The sequence below is a fragment of the Pseudomonas sp. xss_2 genome (assembly GCF_043104195.1).
GTDB lineage: Bacteria > Pseudomonadota > Gammaproteobacteria > Pseudomonadales > Pseudomonadaceae > Aquipseudomonas > Aquipseudomonas urmiensis.
The window spans coordinates 1-820 of record NZ_JBICKL010000074.1; the positions used below are offsets into that span (position 1 = coordinate 1).

General features: G+C 56.5%; 1 protein-coding gene. It reads left to right on the plus strand.

Annotated features, from left to right (window positions below; all coding sequences use genetic code 11):
- Positions 1-46 precede the first annotated feature (46 nt).
- On the plus strand, positions 47-820 hold a 774-nt coding region (locus ACF8K2_RS18205), incomplete at its 3' end, for a transposase (protein ID WP_392466579.1).

Genomic DNA, 820 nt, shown 5'->3' on the forward strand with positions numbered 1-820 from the left:
GCGATTGTCTAACCTTCTGATCGTCGAGATCGTGGCGGGGACGATCATGAAGCGGTTCATTGAGGGTGAGGCCCGGACGCAAGTCACGCTGCTGCCGGAGTGCCTGGATGATTACATCACCGAAGAAAACCCTGTTCGGGTGGTTGACGTTTTCGTCGATGAACTCGACCTCGGAGCGCTCGGGTTCGCGGGTGTCGATCCGGCTGCAACGGGTCGTCCGGCCTACCATCCAGCAGTCCTGCTGAAAATCTACATCTATGGCTACCTCAACCGGATTCAGTCCAGCCGCCGGCTTGAGCGCGAGGCAGCGCGCAATGTCGAGCTGATGTGGTTAACGGGCCGGTTGGCTCCTGACTTCAAAACGATTGCCGACTTTCGCCGAGACAACGGCAAAGCCATTCGCAGCGTCTGCCGGCAATTCGTAGTGCTTTGCCGCAACCTCAATCTTTTCTCCCAGTCGATCATTGCCATCGACGGCAGCAAATTCAAAGCCGTAAATAACCGCGACCGCAACTTTACCCAGGGCAAGATCAAGGCGCGCATGCAGCAGATCGAGCAGAGCATTGACCGCTATCTTACGGCGATGGATTCGGCGGATCGGGCAGCGCCCAAGGTCGCCGAGGCCAAGGCTGAACGGCTGAGCGAAAAAATAGAAAAGCTGAAACAGCAGATGACGAAGCTCAAGGACATTGAAGCGCAGCTTCACGCCAGCCCAGATCAGCAAATCTCTCTTACCGATCCTGATGCACGCTCAATGGCCACGAGTGGCCGAGGTACTGGCACGGTTGGCTACAACGTACAAACAGCAGTCGATGACAAA